The 18704-nt window shown below is 46.1% G+C and carries 13 protein-coding genes and 1 tRNA gene; 6 read left to right on the top strand and 8 right to left on the bottom strand.

Translation table 11 applies throughout. The features are described 5' to 3' along the window. From LEP1GSC061_RS08215 to LEP1GSC061_RS08200, 4 genes are all read right to left on the bottom strand, one after another. A complete protein-coding gene (locus LEP1GSC061_RS08215) occupies positions 1-1653 on the bottom strand; it encodes an acyl-CoA carboxylase subunit beta (protein WP_016544405.1) in 1653 nt (550 codons plus the stop codon). A 206-nt stretch (positions 1654-1859) separates the two neighbouring features. After that, positions 1860-2189, bottom strand: coding sequence for an STAS domain-containing protein (locus LEP1GSC061_RS08210; protein WP_016544240.1), 330 nt, complete (start codon positions 2187-2189; stop codon positions 1860-1862). A gap of 15 nt (positions 2190-2204) precedes the next feature. Continuing rightward, entirely contained in the window at positions 2205-4970 is a 2766-nt protein-coding gene (locus LEP1GSC061_RS08205) for a SpoIIE family protein phosphatase (protein ID WP_016545049.1), read from the bottom strand. 9 nt (positions 4971-4979) lie between these two features. Further along, entirely contained in the window at positions 4980-5285 is a 306-nt protein-coding gene (locus tag LEP1GSC061_RS08200) for a hypothetical protein (RefSeq protein ID WP_016544952.1), read from the bottom strand. Between the two features lie 61 nt (positions 5286-5346). Between LEP1GSC061_RS08200 and LEP1GSC061_RS08195 the strand changes: the two genes are divergently transcribed. The 5 genes from LEP1GSC061_RS08195 (at position 5347) to LEP1GSC061_RS08175 (ending at position 10920) form a co-directional block, all read left to right on the top strand. Then, positions 5347-5419 (top strand) — tRNA-Ala (locus LEP1GSC061_RS08195). Between the two features lie 65 nt (positions 5420-5484). After that, a complete protein-coding gene (locus tag LEP1GSC061_RS08190) occupies positions 5485-6171 on the top strand; it encodes a hypothetical protein (RefSeq protein WP_016545071.1) in 687 nt (228 codons plus the stop codon). Positions 6172-6173: 2 nt separating this feature from the next. Then, the gene (gene def, locus LEP1GSC061_RS08185) at positions 6174-6704 is read left to right on the top strand and encodes a peptide deformylase (protein WP_016544209.1); all 531 of its coding nucleotides are present in this window, start codon (positions 6174-6176) and stop codon (positions 6702-6704) included. Positions 6705-6739: 35 nt separating this feature from the next. Next, on the top strand, positions 6740-10066 hold the full coding sequence (locus LEP1GSC061_RS08180; protein WP_016544226.1) for an efflux RND transporter permease subunit: 3327 nt from the start codon (positions 6740-6742) through the stop codon (positions 10064-10066). 188 nt (positions 10067-10254) lie between these two features. Next, on the top strand, positions 10255-10920 hold the full coding sequence (locus LEP1GSC061_RS08175; RefSeq protein WP_016544461.1) for a hypothetical protein: 666 nt from the start codon (positions 10255-10257) through the stop codon (positions 10918-10920). On the opposite strand, the gene LEP1GSC061_RS08170 is transcribed toward LEP1GSC061_RS08175, so the two are convergent. Both LEP1GSC061_RS08170 and tyrS read right to left on the bottom strand, forming a co-directional pair. Then, positions 10917-12116, bottom strand: a complete 1200-nt coding sequence (locus tag LEP1GSC061_RS08170; RefSeq protein ID WP_016544574.1) for a polysaccharide deacetylase family protein — start codon at positions 12114-12116, stop codon at positions 10917-10919. The two genes, LEP1GSC061_RS08175 and LEP1GSC061_RS08170, sit on opposite strands and share 4 nt — an antisense overlap. A 7-nt stretch (positions 12117-12123) precedes the next feature. Further along, positions 12124-13341, bottom strand: a complete 1218-nt coding sequence (gene tyrS / locus LEP1GSC061_RS08165; RefSeq protein WP_016544903.1) for a tyrosine--tRNA ligase — start codon at positions 13339-13341, stop codon at positions 12124-12126. A 62-nt stretch (positions 13342-13403) separates the two neighbouring features. Here tyrS and LEP1GSC061_RS08160 point away from each other — a divergent pair, with 62 nt between their 5' ends. Then, entirely contained in the window at positions 13404-15017 is a 1614-nt protein-coding gene (locus LEP1GSC061_RS08160) for a glycerol-3-phosphate dehydrogenase/oxidase (protein ID WP_016544734.1), read from the top strand. Positions 15018-15134: 117 nt separating this feature from the next. On the opposite strand, the gene rpoD is transcribed toward LEP1GSC061_RS08160, so the two are convergent. Together rpoD and dnaG are read right to left on the bottom strand one after the other, a co-directional pair. Then, a complete protein-coding gene (gene rpoD, locus LEP1GSC061_RS08155) occupies positions 15135-16901 on the bottom strand; it encodes an RNA polymerase sigma factor RpoD (protein ID WP_016544384.1) in 1767 nt (588 codons plus the stop codon). An 11-nt stretch (positions 16902-16912) separates the two neighbouring features. Next, positions 16913-18703, bottom strand: coding sequence for a DNA primase (gene dnaG, locus LEP1GSC061_RS08150; RefSeq protein ID WP_016544957.1), 1791 nt, complete (start codon positions 18701-18703; stop codon positions 16913-16915). Position 18704 lies beyond the last annotated feature (1 nt).

Genomic DNA, 18704 nt, shown 5'->3' with positions numbered 1-18704 from the left:
TTACTCGAACTCCCTTTGGGGTCCGGACATAGGGCCCGGTTTATAATGTCTTACTAGATAATCTAGATTTTGGAAAAGAATGCTTCTGGTGGTTCCGGGAAGCACGATTCTGGAGACGGATCCTAATGAGAGAGCCTCTTTCGGATTCATGAGCTCCTTTTCGTATTGCTGGGAAAGAACTTGGAGTTTTTTGTCCCGGATGGTAATCGCTTCCTTCTCGGAGACTCCTTTCTTTAGATTTTCCTTAAATTCCCTTTGGATGGCGGAGACCTCGTCCTTATAGACGTAGTCCTTACCCGCCGGTCCCATCACCGCGATTCTTGCGGTAGGAAGCGCGAATACCATATCTGCTCCCGTATGATAGGAGTTGAAGGTGGCATAAGCTCCACCGAACGCGTTTCGGATGATGAGAGTGAGTCTAGGAGTTCTTAGGTCGATAATGGAATCCAGAAGCTTTCTGCCTTCTAAGACGATTCCGTTATGCTCCTGTTCTTTTCCTGGAAGGAATCCTGTCGTATCTTCTAGGAAGATAAGAGGAATATTATAAACATTACAGAATCGGATGAAGCGGGTTCCCTTACGAGCCGCGCCGATATCTATCTGACCGGAGGAAACCGCGGAGTTGTTCGCGACGAACCCGACTACGTGTCCGCCCAATCTTCCGAATGCTGTAATCAGGTTTCTGGATCTTTGGGGTTGGATTTCAAAATATTGTCCATGGTCGCAGATATTCTGGATATATAAAGTGATATCGAAAGGTGTATTCATCCCGGTCGGAGAATTGAAGGTCTTCTTGAAAAGAATCTCCTCTTCGTAAATGAATCTGTCAGTAGGATCCGAAGTAGCATGAAAAGGCGCCGCAGAATGGTTATTGTCCGGCAAGTAGGAAAGAAGTCTAAGAGCCGTACGAAGAGCGCCTAACTCGTCGCTCGTAACCAGATCCACAACCCCGCTTTGTCCGTGAACCTTAGGTCCACCCAAATCGTCGGCGGTGATATCCTCTCCGAGTACCGACTTTACGACCCCGGGTCCGGTGAGTCCGAAGAATGTATTCTCCGGTTGGATCATAAAGGAACCTTGTCTAGGAAGATAAGCTCCCCCGCCCGCATTAAACCCGAACATGAGCATTAGGCTTGGAACCACGCCGCTGATTTTTCTGAGAGCGGTAAACGCTTCGGAATATCCGTCTAGTCCACCCACTCCTGCAGGAACATAAGCACCTGCAGAATCGTTCATACCGATCAGAGGAATTCCGTGTTCGCCCGCCATATAGATGAGTCTGGCTAATTTATTTCCGTTGGTGGCATCCATGGAACCGGCACGAAGAGTGAAGTCGTGTCCGTACACCGCCACATCTCGTCCGTTGATATTCAAGATTCCGGTGATGAGAGAAGCTCCATCCAGATTTTTTCCCCAGTTTTGGAAGAGAATATTGGGTTCGGAATTGGTGAGTACCTTGATTCTTTCCCAAACGGTCATCCTCCCCTTGGAGTGTTGCACGAGAATACGATCTGTACCTCCGCCTTTTAGGGGTTTTTCCAGGAGTTCCTGACCCATCGCATTCGCTTCTTCATAAATGCCCGGGGTAGTTTGAGATTCCGTTCTCTGACTAGAGACGAACGGATTATCTATGGAATATATAGGTTCCGACATATTAAGTGCTGTCCACTAAGGGGATTCGGGATCCGTCTCGCTTTTGAATAGTCCCGGAAGAGACTGTCGGGAAAGCGGGGACCGACCGCCGGTACACAGTTTTTAGAGAAAGGCCAGGGAGGAAAGCTTAAAATCAAACGAATGGGGAAACAAACAAAGCGAAAGATTTACGCGCCCGTTTTTCGGGCGCAAGGAAAGATGTAGAACTACTGCAAAGAGGAATCTACCGTATCGTAAATTCTAAACAAAGAATCCATATCTATGATTTCGAAAACTTTCCGGACCGCCGGTCTAAGAGCCGCCAACTTTAATTGGATCTCTCTTTCCTTGCATACCTTTAGGGATCCGACGATAACCCGGAGTCCCGCAGAAGAAACAAACTCCACATTAGACATATCCAGAACGATACTCTGCTCCGTAGCCTTTCGGATATGCTCCATGAACGCCTGTTCTATTCTATGGGTGTTATGAACGTCCATGTTCCCGATGAGATGGATCACCCTAGAATTGCCCTTAATTTCTACCGTCAGTTCCATTCTTCCTACCGCCGTTTAGCGAAAGTATTTTTGGAGGGTGAGAATATTTCTCCCCTCTTCTATTTTATAATCCACCGTGTCCATAAGGGTTTCGATGAGATAGACTCCGAAGCCTCCCTTTCTTTTTCCGCTTAGATTTTCCTCGATGGACGGGTCTTTTACACTCGCCCGGTCGAATCCTTTTCCGGAGTCGGTTAGCACGATCGTGATAGAATCCTCGGTGAAGCGAATTTTACAATCGAATTTCGGATTTCGGAGCAGAGTATCCTTGTATCCGTGCATAACGATATTCGTACCCGCCTCGTCGCAGGCCAAGAGAATATCGTCCCGTAGAGCCTCCGCCAGATTTCGGACCTTGATCGCATCGTAGATGAATTCTCGGAAGATAGGAATTTGAGAGGTGGTCGCGTCGAAGGTGCGGGAAAATTGGAAATCGTCGTTATATTTCAGAAGAAGGACGGTAAAATCGTCGAAAGGATCCCTGCCTGCGGAGAAATTTCGAACGATTCCGTAGAGTTCTTCCACGATTTTCTGGGCGGGAAGATGTTTTCGAATCCGAATCTCTTCTATCATTCTTTCCAAACCGAATTCGTTCCCTTGGGAATCCTTTTCCTCCACGGCTCCGTCCGTATAAAGCACGAAGATATCTCCCGGTTTGACTCGGAAATTTCCCCCTTTGTATTTTGCGGTCGGAATCACGCCCAGAGGAGGTCCTTGGCCTTTCAATAATTCGTAAGAACCGTCTTCTTTGATCCATACCTGATCGTTATGACCTGCCGAAGCATACTCGATCGTAAATAAAGAAGGATTATAATGTATGAAGAATGCGGTAACGAACATGCCGAAATGGGAATCTTCGAAAATGAGTTCGTTTCCTTGTCTCAGGATTTCTTCGGGAGTCAGATCGTGATTTCTAGCCAAGGTTCGGATGATGGAAGAACTCATGGCCATAAAGAGAGCGGCTGGTAGGCTTTTTCCGGAGACATCCGCGATCAAAAAAGAATATTGACCGTCACTGTACTGATAATAATCGTAAAAGTCCCCGGATACATCCTTTGCGGGAACGGATAAAATTCCTAGATCGAAGTTGGAGTGGAATACTTTCTCAGAGGGAAGAATATTCTGTTGGATCTTCCTCGTAATCTCCATCTCCTGTTGGATGGCCTTCTTTTCCAGCATCTCGTTCCTAAGTCGAAAAGCCTCGAATCCTTTCGTAAATTGCGAGGCCATGGTCTGCAAGAGACGGAAATCCGAATCCTGGTAGGATAATTTATCCTTTCTGTCGGCGACGGTCAATGCTCCGTAAGGTTCTCCGCTAGAAAGAAAAAGCGGCACTATGATATAGGATCCTTTTAGGAATCTTCTATCCAATAGATTCGGAAAAGGCTGGTCCAAAATATCCCGTTTCAAAACGGGAAGACCCTCTTTCATACTGGAGAGAATCTGAGTTCCTTGGATTTCCGAATCCAGGAAGCGATCTATTTTTTCGGATCTACCGTCGAAGTAGGCGCAGTTTACATAACCGGGTTTGGTAAGACTGTACAAAAAAATGCCTGCAACACTTGCGTCCAGTTCTCGGATGATCAAGCGTATGGATTTTCTTACCAGTCCCAAGCGATTCGTGGATTGGGTAACCGCTTGAGAAAGATCGAAAAGGGATTCCAATTCGGAAACCTTCTTTCTCAAATCCTTGTTGGCGTTCTCTAAATTTTGGAGTAGTCCCGTCTTCTGGATGGCGAGAGCGGAGGTTCCTGAAAAACTCAAGAAGAGTTCCAAATCCTCTCCCGTGAAGGATTCACGGTCCATGGTATTGATGGCCTCGATCACACCTATGACCTCGTCGTTTGCCACAAGAGGAGCTGCCATAATATTTCGAGTGGTGAATTGGGAGGCCTTATCCACCTCCTTATAAACCCGATCATCGTGCTGCGCATCGTTGATGATCATCGGTTTTCTTTCTCTTACTACGAGTCCGGCAACGCCCTTGCCCACAGGCACCTTCATTTTAGTCACCGCCTCGCTTTTCTCTCCTAAGACGGTGTGAAAATATAGGTATTCCTTGGATTCGTCCAAAAGCAAAACACTACAGGCTTCCGTACGAAATACGGTCTTGGAAGAAAGCATGATCGCTTCCAAAAGTTGGGAAAGATCCAGGGAAGAATTGATGAGTCCGGAAACTCGTATGACTTCGGTAAGTAAAAAATCGAAACGCTCCGATTGTCTTTTGGCCTGAGCGGCCTCCAAAACCAATTGAGTGGTAGCGAGAAGAGAAAGGGTAACGAGAGACGCGTCACCCGAAATATGAGATTCTCTTAATAGTCTGCCTACCGTTTTACAAGTCGTTCTTAATAACTCGAAATCCGTTTTGGAAAAACGATCCGATGTGATTTTACCGGTAAGAACTAATACCGCGTAACTGGCTTTATTGCCGGGAAAATTTCCCGCATCCTCCGCCTTAAGCCTACAGACTAAGATCGGACGGTCGGAGGCATGCTTTGCCCAAGGAGGCGTTTTCCCTTTTTCCAGAAGAAGATCTTTTCCGGAATCGGAAAGCGCCCAATGAGCCGCCTCCACCAGGTCCTTTCCTTCTTTTCCCGAAATTTGACGGATGGTTCCCGATTCCGTCGGGGAAAAGACTCCACCATGCTCTGCACGAGTGAGTCCTGCGGATTCTCTCAGGAAACTATCGAAAATAGCGGATACACCCGGACCCTCCTCTAAAAAAAGAGAGCCGTCGGGTCGGGTTCGAAGTAATGTCTCCTTTCTTTTAATTTGAGTCAAGGCTGGATTTTAAGATTGGAATTTAAGGGATTCTTCCCTCAGTTTTTTATTCGCATGTTCTAATTCTTTGATGCGATTCATCGCGGAAATCAATTCGTCCCTGGATAAATTGGTAACGACGGAAGTTGCGTCGAAAGCTTCTTTCACGTCTTTCAATTCTTGTCCGGAATATTGGATAATAGTTTCGTACATCCGGATGATCTCGTCGGCGTTTTCTAATTCCTGCTCGTTCAATCTCAGAACTTTTTCGTAACCCTTGATAATATCGTTCTGGATCTTTATTTTTTTCTGTAGTTCCTCGACGGAATCGCTCATCCGAATGCTCCTATGAATTATCTATTGACAGTAGGCCCCGGAACGCCAATTTGGAATTCACGGGGACGTAGCTCAGTTGGGAGAGCGTTTGAATGGCATTCAAAAGGTCGGGGGTTCGATTCCCCTCGTCTCCACACCCTCCAACTCAACCCTATAGATAGTTTCTTTTAGCGAACACTGTCAATATCTTTTGGGATCTATGCAAGAGAACCGCTGGACTTTTACAAGTAGAGGAAATCCGAAAGGCCAAGAAGTCATTTGGCTAAGGGATCCGTTTCGATCCTTCGATCGTTCTTTCTCCCCCGAACTTTCCAACGAATACTATCTCACGATTGCGGAAAGTCCGGAAAAATCTTCGGAATTCCCCGTTTCGGAACTGCATTCTTTCGTAAAAAATAGAAAGAGAAAACCGATTCTAGTCTCGGAAGGTTTTTCCGTCCGAACGGTATGGCCTTTTTTAGAAAATTCTCCCGATTTAGTACATTCCGCCTTCCTGATTTTCCCCCAACCCCTACCTGTTTCCGGTCTCTCTCTTTCCTGGATAGAAAAGGCCGACTGGTTTTTGAGAAATCTCCCGCAGATCGGAAAGATATTCGGCGACCCGTTCCGGTTGGAAAAGATTTGGAACGGTCTAGAGAAGGATGAATTGTATCGGAAACCCCTTTCGGTTCCGTTGGGAATCTTACTCCCCAGGACCACGGGAACGAGTGCGTCTCAGTCGGAAGATCTAATTAAATTATCAGAAAGCTTGCAGGTCTTTCGTTGGGAGACTCGAAATCCTAGATTTTCGGAACCCGATACGGAAAAGCTGTCTAAAATCTTAGAAGCGTTCTTAAAATCTGGTGGGCAAAAACAGCCGAAAGCAGCCACTAGGACCAGGTTCTAAATATGTCGGTACGTAAAATTCTTAAAATCGGAGATCCTCTGCTTCGTAAAACGAGCGAGTCCGTTCACCCGGACGAATTGAGTACAAAGGAATTCAAGAAATTGATCCGAGATATGTTCGATACCATGCGCCACGCGGACGGAGTGGGACTGGCCGCCCCTCAGATCGGAATCATGAAAAAGATCGTGGTCGTAGGTTCGGAACCGGACGATGACGGCTCGGTTACCGTTCCGGAAAAAATCCTCATCAATCCGGAAATCACTCCTCTCACCGAATCCGTAGACGGTAACTGGGAAGGTTGTCTTTCCGTTCCGGGAATGAGAGGCTATGTGGAAAGACCCAATAAGATCAGAATAAAATGGATGGATGAAAAGGGAAATTCCCATGACGAAACCATCCAAGGATACCAAGCGATCGTATACCAGCATGAGTGCGACCATTTGAACGGAATACTCTATGTAGACCGACTCAAAAGCACTAAGATGTTCGGATTCAACGATTCCATGGAATTGTCCGGTCCTATCCTAGACTGATCCTCGATAATTAAAACCCCCAAGCGTAAGAACTCATGAAATCCATCATCGAATATTTTCTCTCGAAGAGTATCTTCGTAAATCTACTCACCTTTTTGATCATCATTGCGGGAGGCTTTAAAGCTTTCACAATGAATCGGGAAGCCTTTCCGAACATCAATTTCGATATCGTTTCCGTATCCACTCTGTATCTGGGCGCATCTCCCCAAGAAGTGGAAAAGCTAGTCACAAATCCGCTCGAGAAAGCGGTAAAGGAAGTGGACGGTATCAAAGAATACAGATCCGCCTCCATCGAAGGTAGATCCGGAATCGTGATCACCTTAGATCCGGATGTAAAGGATACCCAGAAAGTGGTGGATGATATCAAGTCCGCCATCGACCGAGTGGAAGATTTACCCGAAGAAGCGGAAGATCCTTTAGTCACGGAGATTACGACAGCCCGTACTCCCGTAATCGAGGTATCCATCACTTTGAGAGACGATGACGGATCCGTAGAGGCTGAAAAAAGACTCAGGGCTCAGGCAAAGATCCTGGAGCAGGCTCTACTGGATATTTCGGGGGTGGCTAAGGTTTCCAGAAGAGGATGGAGAGAAACCGAAATGCAGGTGGATATTTTCCCGAGCAGTCTTTTCGGATTCTACCTTACCGGTCAGGATGTAATTAATGCATTAAAAAACCGTAACGTAAACGTTCCGGGTGGGAATATCACCGGTTCGGATAAGGAAATAATTCTTAGAACCATAGGAGAATTCGACACTCCGGAGGAGATTTCCAAGGTGCATGTACGAGGAAACGAAATCGGAAATGCGATTCGTATCCAGGACGTAGCCAAGGTCACGGAAGGCTTAAGAGAAGCCGATTATATCGAGAATGTGAACGGCACTAAAACCGTAGCGCTGACAGTATTAAAGAGACGGAGCGCGGATGCAATTCTCGTCGTGGATTCCGTAAAAGCTACCGTGGAAAAATTCAAGAAGTCCACGCCGGAATTCCAATACGCATTCGTAAACGATCTATCCAAATACATCAAGCGAAGATTGAATGTACTCGTTTCTAATGCGGCCTTCGGAATGATTCTCGTTACCGGATCCCTATTCTTCTTTCTAGGATGGAGAGTGGCTCTTATGACCGCCTTGGGGATCCCGGTTTCTTTCGGGGCGACGTTTCTCATTATGGATCAGTTCGGAATCACCTTGAATCTGATCTCCATGTTCGGATTGGTTTTGGTCGTAGGTATCCTGGTAGACGATGCGATCATTATCTGCGAAAACGTATATAGATATATAGAAGAAGGACTTCCTCCCTACGAAGCGACTCTAAAGGGAACCTTGGAAGTAGTCTCTCCTGTGACCGCGACCGTTACCACTACGATCGCGGCCTTCGCTCCCCTACTCTTTATGCCGGGAATTTTCGGCAAATTCGTATTCAGTATTCCTCTCGTAGTGATTATCGCGCTTTGCGCGTCTTTGATGGAAGCGTTCTTTATTCTTCCCAACCATCTTTACGATATCAACAAGGGAGGAGTGAAATCGGGGGAGATCAAGGAAGAGTCCGGATGGTTCGCTAAATTCAGAAATACGAAATACATTCCTACTTTGCGATTCGCATTACATCATCCGAAAATGATGACATTCGGAATCGTCGCCCTGTTAATTTTAAGTTTCGTAATGCTCAAACTATTCTCTTCGTTCAAACTATTTCCAGGATCGGTGGATCAATTTTACGTGAAGGTCACCGCGAAAACGGGAGCGAATCTTACGGAGACGTATCGTTATCTAAGCGTGATCGAAAACGAAATCGCAAAGATCCCTTCCGAAGATTTGGAGAATTACGCGACCCGAGTAGGAATCATCCAGGCAAACCCGAACGATCCTTTTACAAAGAGAGGAAAACATTTCGGAATGGTGATGGCCTATCTAACCGCCGAAGAAAATAGAAAAAAATGCCATAAGACGGACGATATCGTACAGAGACTTAGAAGAAGAACTCTGTGGCTTCTAAACGAGACTTCCCGCCAAATAGAAGAGAAAAAAATCGAGGAAGAAAGTAAGGGAAAGAAGAATACTTGCGATTCTCCCGAGCCCGTCGTCATTCCGGAGGAATTTGCTTCTCTCCGTGGAAAATTGCTCTCTTTAGAATATGAAAAAGTCTCCGGAGGACCTCCAGTAGGAAAACCGGTCGCAATCGAAATCAGAGGAGATAATTACGATACTCTTCTCAAAATTGCAGCCGATTACAAAAAGGTACTCGGACAGATCAACGGGGTCACGGATATCACGGACGATTTCAACGAAGGAAAGGACGAAGTACGGATCAAGGTGAGTGAGTCACTTGCGTCTACCGCCGGGGTTTCCGTAGCAAAAGTGGCGCAAGCGATCAATACCGCTTTCCAAGGAACCGTAGCGACTAAGATCAAACGAACGGATGAGGAAGTCGAGGTCAAGGTCCGTTTTCCGGAATCGTACCGTAAATCCGTGGATAGTCTGAATCACGTATATGTTTCGAATTCGATCGGCAAGATGATCCCTGTCTCCCGTTTGGTGACTATGCAGAGACTTCCGGGAGTTTCGAATATCAATCACCTCGACGGAAAGAGACTCGTGACAGTAACGGGAAATTTAGCCGCTGGAAACCAATCCAACTCCAAATTCGTGAACGATCAGGCAAAGAAACTGGCGTTGAAGGAGAAGATCATAGATAAATATCCGGGTTATATCGTCCGTTTCGGGGGAGAAAATAAGGATACCGAGGAATCTATGGGATCCTTAGGATTTCTATTCTTGATGGCGCTTCTGATTATGTACATCATTATCGCTTCCCAATTCGGTTCTTTGATGCAACCTTTCGTAATCGGCAGTGCGATTCCGTTCTCCTTTATCGGAGTGATTCTTGCGTTTGTGAGTCATGGCGAACCTTTTGGATTTTTGGCGATGCTCGGGATCGTGGGACTGGCCGGAGTGGTAGTGAACGATTCCATAGTACTTGTGGATTTTGCAAATTCTTTGCGTAAAGAATATCCGAATAAGGATATCATTGAGATCTTGCTAGATACCGGAAATCTAAGATTACGTGCGGTGACCTTGACGACGGTCACGACGGTACTCGGACTCTTGCCCACTGCCTACGGGATCGGAGGCTACGATCCGTTCTTGGTTCCGATGGCTTTGGCGTTCGGATGGGGACTGGCGTTCGCAAGCGTGATCACACTTGTCATGGTTCCGGTATTTTATCTGCACATGTATAGGTTCCAGACCTGGTTCTCGGAAAAGAGACGTAGGCTCTTCGGACCGAAAATAAAATCGGAGCCTTCGTATTCTTATATTCCGACTTCCGTTTCCGGAAACGGAAAGAAGAAGAAGTAGATTCGTCCGGTCGAAGATGAGTCGATTAAGAGATGAAATGCTCAAGGATCCGATTTTTAAATTTGGTTAGTGCTCACCGGATCGTATTTTTCATTCTACTTTTAACCGCTTTGCAATCCTGTGCTGCTCCTCAAGCCTTCTTAGAATCGAATAAGAATGAGATGCCGCAACCTTAAACAAAGACACTTATGAATATAAAACCCGTCAGAAATCTATTCTTTTTAATACTAATTCCAATCTTCCTTCTTCTCCGATGTGGAGGATATCCCCAAGCTTTTCTGGTGGATACTAAGCCTGCATCTTCGGAAAGAGCTAGTAAGCTTTCCTTTTTTCCGAAATTGAAGATCGAATACGCATGCGGTCGTTCTTTTCACGATTCCGGCTTTCCGGATTCTCCTTCTTTGCATACCAATTCCAAGGGTTGCCAGGATATCGTTAGAGGAGGAGACAAAGACCCGTTCTTCGAAGGATTGCTTCGCTCCTTTACGGATGCGGGATGGGTCCGGGGAGAAAATCTTTTCGTAGAGAGAGATTACGATCTTTTACTCAAGATCAATCTAGACGAGCAGATTCTTTATAGAGGTACCTTTGCCAGTATTCTAAACATCGCCACTTTGGGCTTCGCTCCCGCAGTGGACCGATATCGTTTCGTTTTATCTTACGAGATTTTGGATAAGAAAGGAAATCGAGTGGGAAAATTCTCTAATTTTAAGTCGGTGAACGTATATTGGTCTTCCGTATTCTTATTTACTTCTCCTTTTTTGGAATTGCCCGGACCTGAATTCGAACAGGCGGTGAAAATCTTAGGCGAAGATTCTATTTTAAAAGGAAAAGAATCCGGTTTCTGGCGTTAGTCTTGCTGGTCGTTTAGAACTTCCGGAATGGTAGCGAATCTATATCCTTTATCCAACATCGCCTGGATGAAATCCGGCAGAATATAGATCAGTTTCTCCGATTGACGGGGAGAACCTAGGTGCATGAGGATGATTGCGCCGTTCATTCCATTCTTATCCGAAGATTCCCAGCGATACAGAAAATCCAACATTTCCTGTTTGGTCTTATAATGCGGATTTTGTAGAAGTTTTGTTTTACCCGTTATCGGGTCCTTCTTTGTGATATATTTCTTATATACGAAGTCAGGAACGTCCAAAGAACCTACGGTATTATTGCTCCAAAAAATATGGTTCTCATATCCTTGGGTAGCGTATACGTCCAAAATAATCGGATCCACCGCTCCGTAGGGTAAGCGATAGTATTTGGTTAACTCCGCTCCCGTGATAGTTTTGAATTTTTCCTCCACCGAGGTCAGCTCTTCCATCAACGTATTGAAATCCGGGATCTCGTCGGCTACGTAGCTGAGTAAGGCTCTTTTACGTAGAGAAGTTTCCTTTAAACTTCGAGGAAGATTGAAATGACTCCAGGTATGGTTTCCGAATACTACTCTTCCTTGTAAGGCCTGCAATTTTTTCAAATATACCAGGTTGGTCTTGGAAAATAAGGATCCTCCCTTTTTTGCGGGATTTTCGTTGGAAACAAAAAGAGTCACCTTAATAGGAAAACGCATCATAAAATCGTAAAGAATTTGCAGATCCTCTCCCGTCCCCAAATCGAATGTGAGAGCGATCTCTTTGAATTTCGGATTTCCCCGGCTGATATTTTTTCCGGATCCAGGAGAAGAGACTACGGCGTTTAGAGAGGATAGATTCTTTTCCACCTCATCGCTCAAGTCCCCTTCGGGAACGTCGTCCAAGATGGAGGACTTGAATCTGAGGACTTCCTCTTCTCTCTGTTGTTCTTCCAGCCTTAAACTAGTAATGTCTTCGGAGAGAACGGAAATGACTTGGCTTTGTTTGTCTACGGTCGTCTGGAGAGAATCCAATCGTCTAGCTAAAGCGAAAACGGTAGTGAGGCTTAAAAGTAAGAAGAAGAAAGCGGAACTAAAGATCCGAATGGAACGAAACTTCCTCTCCAAGACCTCGGATTGAATACCCGTGTCCTGGATTTCTCGGATGGTTTTGGATAGTACGGAAGATTCTTCTTCGCTCAGCATGATACCGTCAGCCTACCAGACGGATGAATTTTCCTTTCTTACCCTGTCGGATCAAGTATTCTGCGCCTTTGGAAATACTAAATTTTTCATCCGTGAGTTTCTCTTCGTCGACATAAATCCCCCCGGACTTGATGATCCTCCTGCCTTCGGAGACGGAAGGAACAAATCCTAGTTTGGCGAGAATCCAAGCTAGCTGAGGAGAATCGGACTCCTCGAAGAATTCGGGCCCGAGTTGGGTCACAGGAACGTCTTCCGGAACCGCCCTAGCCTTGGGATTATGCACCCGGTTCCATTCTTCGATCGCGGCGGTATTCGCATCCGACGGAGAGAATTGGTCCATGATCAATTTGGCGAGTTCCGTCTTGACTTCCTTAGGATGGAGTCCTCCGGACTGGATACCTTTCTTTCTTTCCTGCACCTGGTCCATGGGAAGATCGGTCAAAAGTTCGAAATAATTCCACATCAGATCGTCAGAGATGGACATGAGCTTTCCGAACATATCGATGGGCTCTTCGGTGATTCCAACGTAATTGCCTAATGACTTGGACATTTTTTTCACACCGTCCAGTCCCACAAGGAGAGGAAGTGTGATCACGCACTGAGCCTCTTTTCCGTACTGTCTTTGGAGTTCTCTTCCCACCAGCAGATTGAATTTCTGGTCGGTTCCCCCCAGTTCCACGTCCGCTTCCATTTCTACGGAATCGTAGCCTTGGACCAAGGGATATAGGAATTCTATCAGGGAGATGGGTTGTCCTCCGCTGTATCTTTTACTGAAATCGTCTCTCTCCAAAATCTGAGCTACGCTGTATTTGGAGGTGAGGACTAATACGTCCTCGAATTTCATACTGGCGCACCAGGCGGAATTATAAACGATCTTGGTCTTTTCCTTGTCCAGGACCTTGAATACCTGGCTTTGATAGGTTTCGGAATTCTTTAGAACTTCGTCCCGGGAAAGTCTCTTCCGGGTTTCGGATTTCCCTGTGGGATCTCCGATCATTGCGGTAAAATCCCCTAGTAGAAAATTCACCTCGTGACCCAGGTCCTGGAAGTGCCTGAGTTTTCTGAGTAATACGAAATGGCCAAGATGCAAATCGGGAGCCGTGGGATCGAAGCCGGCCTTGATTTTTAAGGATTTTTTCTTGGTGAGTTTGGAGGTCAATTCCTCCTCGCTGATTAAGTCGACGGTTCCACGTCGGATCAATTCTAATTGTTTTTTAGGTTCCATTTGGCTCTTTTATTGCAATTTCAACTAGCGAAATCAGCCTGTAAAGCAGGAAGACTCTGACTATGCAAAAACACGACCGCAAAAACCGGTTTCAAAAACTCTCTAAAGAAGAATTCGACGTCCTGATTTTAGGCGGAGGTGCCACGGGTGCCGGCGCCGCTCTGGACGCCAGCCTAAGAGGACTGAAAGTTGCCCTACTGGAAAAATCCGATTTTGCTTCGGGCACATCTTCCCGTTCCACCAAATTGATTCACGGCGGGGTCCGTTATCTGGCTCAGTTTCATTTTAAACTCATACACGAGGCGCTCACGGAAAGACAGAGACTTTTGGAAAACGCCCCCCATTTAGTGAAACCACTGCCCTTCATTCTTCCTACATACAAACTTTACGAAAAACCGTATTACAGTATCGGAATGACCATGTACGATATTCTGGCCTGGAGAGGGAAATTACCCTCTCACAAGAGAGTATCCAAGGAAGAGGTGTTAAAAGATTTTCCGGCTCTCCAATCCAAGGGACTCGTAGGAGGGATCTTATATTACGATTCTCAGTTCAACGATTCCCGCCTAAATGTAAACTTAGCCCGAGCCGCTTCCAAAGAAGGAGCGACCGTCCTGAGTCGTGCGGAGTTAATCTCCTTCGAAAAGAAGAAGGGTAAAATCGTAGGAGGAAAGATCAAGGATCTACTCACGGGAGAAGTGATTAGCGTAAAAGCAAAAGTAGTCGTTAACGCTACCGGCCCCTGGGTGGACGATATACGTCTCAAAGACGATCCACGCACCTATCGTGTTCTTTCTCCTAGCCAAGGGATCCATCTTGTCTTCAAAAAAGAAACCATTCCCTGCAATACGGCGCTTATCATTCCTAAAACCAAGGACGGAAGAGTGGTGTTTTTGATTCCTTGGGAGGATCACGTGGTGCTTGGAACCACCGACACTCCTATCCATGAAGCTTCCGAAGATCCTATGCCTTTGGAATCCGAAGTGGAGTTCCTACTCCAAACCGGTTCCGATTATTTAGCAAAACCTCTTTCTCGAAAAGATATTCTTTCCGTTTTCGCCGGAATTCGCCCTCTTATTTCTCCGGAAGGAAATCAGGACACCAAAAGCATTTCTAGAGAAGAAGTGATTCTCGTCTCTTCATCCGGACTCGTCACTATGGGCGGGGGAAAATGGTCCACCTATCGTAAGATGGCGGAAGACCTAATCGATAGAGTGTTACTAGAAGGTGGATTGGAAAAATTCGGAGAAAGTAGAACCACTACCTACGCATTTCCCGGAAAAGTTGGATACGCGGAAAATCTCTACCAAGAAATCCAAAAAATGTACAAGGTAAGCGAAGTTTCCGCAAAACGACTCCAGAATTATTACGGCGGAGAAGTCTTTCTGGTCTTAGGGAAGAAGCCCACTCCTCTTGCAAAAGGAGTCGAATATTTCAAAGAAGAAGTGGAATGGTTCACAAAAGAAGAATTTGCCTTGAGCGTAACCGACGTACTTGCTAGAAGATTCCGGGTACAATTCCTGGATCTAAAATTAACGGAGAAACTCGCAGGGCCGGTATCTCTCATCTTGGCCAAGTCGTTGGGTTGGAAAGAAGCCGAACGAAAAGTCAAAGAGAAAGAAGCTTTAGATCTGATCCATTCTCTTAGAGCGACTTACGATTCCTCGGCACGTTGAGGCCCCTCGATATGATTTTCCCTTTCGGGAAAATCATTCGGGGACCATACATTTCAGCTTTGATACAAGGAAGACCGAAATAGGATTCCGAGTGCGCGAAGCGTGTATCGAGGAAAATTAATCGATATAATCCCGTAGTTTCTTGGATCTGGAAGGATGTCGCAGTCTTCGAAGAGCTTTCGCTTCGATCTGACGGATCCTCTCCCGAGTGACCTTGAATTGGTATCCTACCTCTTCCAGAGTTTGCGGATAACCGTCGTCCAAACCGAAACGCATGCGAATCACTTTCTGTTCCCTCGCAGGAAGAGTATGTAATACCTGACGAATTTGTTCCGCAAGAATACTGGAAGCGGCGGAATTTACCGGAGACTCCACATCCTTGTCTTCGATGAAATCTCCCAACTCGGAATCTTCTTCGGATCCGACGGGAATCTCGAGAGAGATCGGTTCTCTGGCTACGTTTTTCACCGCTTTGACTTTCTGGACAGGCCAGCCTAAACGTTCCGCGATTTCCTCGTTGGAAGGATCCCTTCCGAATTCCTGGACGAATAGCCTAGTCTCGCGGATCACCTTATTGACCTGCTCGATCATATGGACAGGAACGCGGATGGTTCTTGCCTGGTCGGAAATAGCGCGAGTGATCGCCTGACGAATCCACCAAGTGGCGTAAGTCGAGAACTTATACCCTTTCTTGTATTCGAATTTGTCTACCGCTTTGATAAGACCGATATTTCCTTCTTGGATCAGGTCGAAGAAATGCATTCCTCGGTTGGCGTAACGCTTCGCGATGGAAACAACGAGTCGTAGGTTCGCTTTAACGAGTTCCTTCTTGGCTTGGGCGATTTCTCTCTCGCCCTTAATGATTTTCTCGCCCCAGTCTTTGATTTCCTGGACGGAAGATCCCGCCTCTTGCTCCATACGACGGAGCTTTCTTTCGTTGTTTCGGATATCCTTGATGACTTCTCGGACCTCGTCTATGGAGACGCCCATCATCTTTTCGATATCTTCCAGCTTCTCATTCTTCTCTATGAAGCGGTTGAAGGCCTTGATATCCTTAACGTCGTAGCCGTATTGAGCCTTGATTTTTAGGAAATGACGATCGATCTCTTTGATGCGGAAGACCATGGATTTGATCTTCTGGGAGATTTTCTGGATCTCTTTTTGTGAGACTCCCAATTCTCTGACGGCGGTGTCTATGATCCCTTTGGATACGTCGATCTTCTCCTTGAACTCCTTGTATTTCTTGGAGTTTTCGGAATATTTACGGATCCTGGATTGCGCTTCTTGTAATACTTTTTCCTGTTCTTGGATGACGGATATATTCTTGAAGAAGAGTTCCTCTAATTTTTTGGCCTCTTCCGCGTTCATTGCATACATCTTGTCCACGCGGACCAGATCGTATACTTTCGTCTTCTTACTGCGGATCTTAGGTAAAAGCTTAATGAAGTTCGCGCGTAGAATAGAAGAGCCTAAGATGGTTTCCTCGATGATCTTCTCGCCTTTTTCGATCTTCTTAGCGAGGAATACTTCGGTCTCTCCGGAGATCAGGTTTACCTTACCGATTTCCTTTAAATACAGACGGATCGGATCTTCGGAACCTCCCGCGGAAGAAGCTGTTTCCTTTTTCTTACGTGCGGGCTTAGCAGGTAGAGACGGATCTTCCTTGGGAAGAATGGAGGAAGCTGGCTCCAAAGTCTTACGGGTATATTCTTCTACGATTTCTATACCCATCTCGTGAAGAAGAGTGAATACGTCGTCTATCTTCTCCGAGTTTAGGATTTTATCCGGAAGGATCTCATTGATCTCGTCGTAGGAAATTTCGCTATTCGCTTTTCCTATCGCGATGATCTTCTGAACTTCCGGCATGCTTTGCAGATTTTCCATTCTAAGGTCCCCTATCTAACGCCCGAGTTCTCGCCGCGAATATTTTCCAACAGCTTCGCTTTCTCGGTCCTATAATATGCCAGTTTTGTAAGTTTTTCCAATTGGTCTAAGGAGGAATCGGAATCCAATTCCTTCATCTTCTCGTCGATGACGAAGACCTTTTGTTGTTTTAAAAGTCTCTTGAATATCGTTGAAGCATCCTCGACGCTCATTTCCGATTCATCCAAAAGAAAGGGAGCGATCGCTTCCTTAAATTCCCCGGGAATTTCCGAGGCAATGATCGCCGCAGGAGAGATCTCCTCTTCGCTAGCGTATCTAGTATATAAAAAGTCCCATAGAAAGGCGCTTTTCGTATCCAAGAATTCCAAATTCGACACTTCCTCGGAAAACTGGAACAATGCGCCGATCCGAATGAGTAGAGCGATGATTTCTCTCTCGCAATTCTCCGCAGCACTTGGACCGGAACCGCTTTCTCTAGTCTTTGTCCTATTATTATCGGACCCTTGGGCGCCAAACTTGGCTCCTCCCCCTTTATAATCTCGTAAAACCGCATCCATGCTGATTCCCAATTTACGAGCTCCCAGTCCCAGAAAGAATTCCCTATCGGAGTCCCGATTTAAGCCCCTTAAAAACGAATACAGATTGTCCAAGGCCTTTCTCTTTTTTTCCGGAAGGGCACGAGAATCCGCTCTATCTAATAATTCGTCCACAACGAAGGAGGATGCGGGAGTGGAATTCTCTAATAATTTATGCAATTCTTGGCGGCTGATTTCCTTGGAAAGGTCGAAAGGATCTTTTCCTTCCGGCAATAATACAACGGCGCACTCCAAACCCTCTTTTAGGCAAAGTTCGGCTGCGTGCAGAGCCCCTTTCCTTCCTGCGGAATCCCCGTCCAGAACCAAGAGAAATCGATCGGAGAATTTCTTAATCGTGCGGATATGATTTTCGGTCACCGCGGTTCCCATACAAGCTACCGTATTTTCTACGCCCTTATCTACGAGACCGATGACATCCAAATATCCCTCCACCAAAACGGCGGTTCTGGATTTCTGGACGAATTCTTTGGCCTGGTTTAAATGATAGAATGTCCTGCCCTTGTCGAAAATGGAAGAAGCAGGGCTATTCACATATTTCGCTTCCTTGCCCGGACCTATAATTCTACCCGAAAATGCGATGACTCGACCGGAAAGATCGAAGACGGGAAACATGATCCTGTCCCTAAAAAAATCGTAGGGCTCTCTTCCCTTATCCGACTCTCGGATGAGGCCGACTTCCAATGCCGCCTTGATCTCCTCCCTGGTTTGGAAAACCTTTGGAGTCAGATTCTGGAAGCCGGCAGGAGCATACCCTAGCTGGAAAGACTTTTGGACTTCCTCTCCCAAACCCCTGGAGGAAAGATATTCTCTTGCGGCGAGTCCCGCAGGTGCCCGCAAATTCTCTTGGAAGAATTGGAGCGCTCGCTTATTTACTTTATATAATAGTTCGGTTCTGTCCCTTTCTTCCTTTCCTTTTTCTTGGATAGGAATTCCGGAATACTCGGAGAGAATCTCCTTTGCTCTTTGGAAATCTACCTTCTCGTAACTCATTACGAATTGAAAGATATCTCCGGATGCCTTGCATCCGAAGCAATGGTAGAATTGCTTGTCTACGGATACATTGAAAGAAGGGGTTTTTTCTTGGTGGAAGGGGCAAAGACCTACCATGGTTCTACCCCTTTTTTGCAAAGGTACAAATCGACTGATAAAACTTTCGATGGGAACTTCCCTACGTATCCGGTCGATGAATTCCCTTTGGAACTGCAAT

The sequence above is a fragment of the Leptospira wolffii serovar Khorat str. Khorat-H2 genome, from assembly GCF_000306115.2.
GTDB classification, from domain to species: domain Bacteria; phylum Spirochaetota; class Leptospiria; order Leptospirales; family Leptospiraceae; genus Leptospira_B; species Leptospira_B wolffii.
Note: the sequence above shows the minus strand (reverse complement) of the source record. Positions and strands in the feature narration are given on the sequence as shown.